Annotated in this window: 5 protein-coding genes; 1 reads left to right on the top strand and 4 read right to left on the bottom strand. The window is 32.6% G+C overall.

Features of this window, described 5'->3' with window-relative positions; all coding sequences use genetic code 11:
- On the top strand, positions 1–557 hold a 557-nt coding region (locus tag BKN05_RS11930; RefSeq protein WP_286688732.1), incomplete at its 5' end, for a YiiX/YebB-like N1pC/P60 family cysteine hydrolase.
- Between the two features lie 20 nt (positions 558–577).
- On the opposite strand, the gene BKN05_RS11925 is transcribed toward BKN05_RS11930, so the two are convergent.
- The 4 genes from BKN05_RS11925 to BKN05_RS11910 all read right to left on the bottom strand — a co-directional run bounded on the left by BKN05_RS11925 (position 578) and on the right by BKN05_RS11910 (position 2,948).
- Complete coding sequence (locus tag BKN05_RS11925) at positions 578–889, bottom strand: hypothetical protein (protein WP_002498949.1); 312 nt, start codon at positions 887–889, stop codon at positions 578–580.
- Positions 890–1,250: 361 nt separating this feature from the next.
- Complete coding sequence (locus BKN05_RS11920; protein WP_240640089.1) at positions 1,251–1,760, bottom strand: DUF334 domain-containing protein; 510 nt, start codon at positions 1,758–1,760, stop codon at positions 1,251–1,253.
- Positions 1,753–2,583 carry a relaxase/mobilization nuclease domain-containing protein gene (locus BKN05_RS11915; protein WP_286688731.1) on the bottom strand — a complete coding sequence of 277 codons (831 nt, stop codon included), beginning with the start codon at positions 2,581–2,583 and terminating at the stop codon, positions 1,753–1,755. Before BKN05_RS11915 ends, BKN05_RS11920 begins: the two co-directional genes overlap by 8 nt.
- Positions 2,565–2,948: a plasmid mobilization protein gene (locus BKN05_RS11910; RefSeq protein ID WP_002498952.1), complete on the bottom strand. Its 384-nt coding sequence runs from the start codon at positions 2,946–2,948 to the stop codon at positions 2,565–2,567. The genes BKN05_RS11915 and BKN05_RS11910 overlap by 19 nt, the downstream gene beginning before the upstream one ends.
- Positions 2,949–3,053: the final 105 nt, after the last annotated feature.

Raw genomic sequence — 3,053 nt, 5'->3', positions numbered from 1 at the left:
AATATATGAATAGAAATAATATATTCATAAAAATTTTATTTATCACATCATTTGCTATGATTCTTGCAATTGTTAGTAACCACAATCAAACTTTTGCTCTTACTTATAAAAAAGGTGATGTCTTAACAACTAGAAGTACTAGTGCAAGTGGTCTTACAGGACATAACGGTATATACATAGGTAATGGAAAAGTTCTAGACACTCCTAGAGTTCACCATTATCCAAGAGTAATGTCAGTGAAAAAATGGATTAAAAGCTATCCTAAAACAAAAGTAACACGACCAAAAAATTCTAGTCTAGGAAATAAAGCTGCAAACAACGCCGTTAAATATTTTAAAGGCAAAAAAATACCATATAAGGTTACACCAAATCCTAAAAATATCAAAAAAACCTATTGCAGCGAAATAGTATGGTATTCCTATTACAAAGCTGGAAAACAATATATGATCCCCGAGCATGGAGTTTGGTTACCACCAAGTATTGTAGCCCCATATGCATTTGTTAATAAACAAGATGTTAAGCACAATGGTTTTAAATTCGTAGATAATAAATGGTAGTTACAAAATAAAGACTAAATCTATTGAGATTTAGTCTTTAAATCTTTAGAATAACCATTTATTATTTGCTCTTCTCCCTTCACTTGCTTTGCTTTATAGTCATAATAGTAGTACTTCGTAGTATCTTTTTCTTTATATTCTATTAAATAATTCCTATATCCTGGTAAATTCCCAATTCTTTTTTTTAATTCAATTTTTTTAGGTTTTTTCTCAATGTTAACCAAATATGAGCGAACCTTACTTTCCGTATACTGAAATCTTATAATAATATTTAAAGAAAATATTATTACTAATAAAAACATAATAGTAACTATTACTTTTTTTAATTTCATTTAATCCCTCCCTATAACACACATAATAAATATTGTTATAGCCATTGTTGCCAATATATTTTTTAAAGTATTGATATCATTTAAAAATATATAATCTGAAAACGTTAAGATCAAAATAATAACAATAAAAAACAATACACTTAAAAATAACTCTTTTATCACATGAAAACCTCCTATTTGAAATTGTATAAATTTTTGCTTTATTCCAATTGCTTTATTGACGTTGAGCCTCTGAACCCTTAACAAACCCCAAAACTGTCGACTCGTCGGCCTAATAGCTCACGCTATGCCGACATTCGTCGATACAGTTTAGTTAAGGGTTCTTCTCAACATCAATAAATTTTCTCGGCATAAATGCGTGTTAATATCTATATTTGTGTTCTAAAGCCAATATAAGCCATATCAGCGTCGCTAATAGTAAATAAGGTATCAAGTATCCTAAATGCCATAAAAATGCTACAAAACCTTCTGAGTGCTTTATTTGATATTCTAGACCTTTATACATGTGGTCAAATCCTAAAACATTGAATAAACCACCCATGAATGTAGCGACAACGCTAATCAATAAAACGGCAAATAGTGTCAACATCAACGCTGACTTAAAGTAAGTCGCCCATTTGTGAACACTTTCAATATTGTCATCGAGTATTTCTTGTTTATCCTCAATTCTCATCAAAGACCATTTGAATTGTTCCATTGTTTGCTTTGTACGAAGATTAGGTATTTTTTCATCAAATTTCTCATCGATTTTTTGTTTAATAAATTCGCTTAGATTATCATCTGTCTCAATATTTACTTTAATCTCATGCGTATTCGAGCGTTTTATCTGATCGGTCATTCGTGATATATATAGCTTGTCTTCATCACTCAAGTTCAAAGTCGTTTTCTCGTGATTGGACTCTAAGTTCTTTAGGACGTTTAATATTTTTTTCTGTATCTCTTGGTCTGTACTCACTTTCTCTTGGTTCGTATTCTGATAATTGTTGCTCGAATTCTCTCCGTTCATTTGCGACCGCAAACTCATTTTCTAATGCCCCCTTATCGAATTGTTCACCTAAATTTTTACCTCTCACTTTTTTATTTTCTTTCAAGTGTCTGTAAGTGATTGTTTTGTTTGTGACACGATCGATTGTGATGTCTAATTGGTTCAACTCTCTCTCAAGCTCCTCAAAATTTGTCGCTTGTGATTGTTCAATCGCATCTCTAATTTCGTCTTTCCAAGAGCTTTTACCTTTTTCAATTAAGCCTTTTTCGGCTTGAGTATATCGCATTGTTGCGTTGCGTTCAGGTACAGACAATCCATGTTCTCTACATACTTCATCATTTTTTTGTTTTACGAACTCTCTTTGCTTTTTATTGCTTTGATATTTTTTCCCAGTTTCTAAATCAATTGAATTAATCACAATATGATTGTGTACATGATTTGTATCTGCGTGCGTATAGACGGCTACTTGATGATTAGGTGCAATCTTTTCTGCCAATTCTAAACCCAATTGATTACATTGCTCTGGCGTTACCTCGCCAGGCTTGAACGATTGAATCACTGTATGTGCTTGAACACCATTCTCTTTGCCATATAAAGCTCGTGTTTGCTTAAACGATGATTTTGCATAATCTTTTTCTTCTGCTCGCTTTTCTGCGTAATTGATTGCTCGACTTGCCGATTTGGTATTACCTAATTTAGTTGTTGCCATATCTCATCAAGCCTTTCACGTAACTCATTGATATTATGTTCTAACGCTATGTAATTGGGTGCTTCATGTTGATGTTTATTACAATATTTAGCAATCTGATTGGCGTTTGCACCTAACTTACTTAAATCTCTAGCAATCGATTGTCGCGTTTCTTTATCAAATTTTGGTGCGACTAATCGACTGCCTTGTGCCTTTTTCTTTACGAAAGCAGGCACACTCATATTTAAAGTTTCCGCAGATTGCCTTAACTTTAAATATTCGGATTCGCTCACACGAAAACTAATTTGTTTTGGCTCCTTACGGTTGGGTTTACGGTTTCGCCCAACAGTTTCGTCGCTAGCCACAAATGTGTTTTGTTCGCTCATTTAATCCCACCACGCTTTCTTCGAAAATTATTACTTAATACAAATTTAGCTTAAATCATAACCTAAATTTTATCAAGTAATAAAGTGGTTTGGCAAGCGTCGTAT

The sequence above is a fragment of the Corynebacterium sp. S5S1 genome (assembly GCF_001913985.1).
Classification (GTDB): Bacteria; Actinomycetota; Actinomycetes; order Mycobacteriales; family Mycobacteriaceae; genus Corynebacterium; species Corynebacterium marquesiae.
This window is presented reverse-complemented; position numbering and strand designations above follow the sequence as displayed.

What these genes read in the sequence shown, in the direction of transcription:
- BKN05_RS11925 (WP_002498949.1), bottom strand. Translation starts at nt 889, where the DNA reads ATGAAATTAAAAAAAGTAATAGTTACTATTATGTTTTTATTAGTAATA.
- BKN05_RS11915 (WP_286688731.1), bottom strand. Translation starts at nt 2,583, where the DNA reads ATGGCAACAACTAAATTAGGTAATACCAAATCGGCAAGTCGAGCAATC.
- BKN05_RS11910 (WP_002498952.1), bottom strand. Translation starts at nt 2,948, where the DNA reads ATGAGCGAACAAAACACATTTGTGGCTAGCGACGAAACTGTTGGGCGA.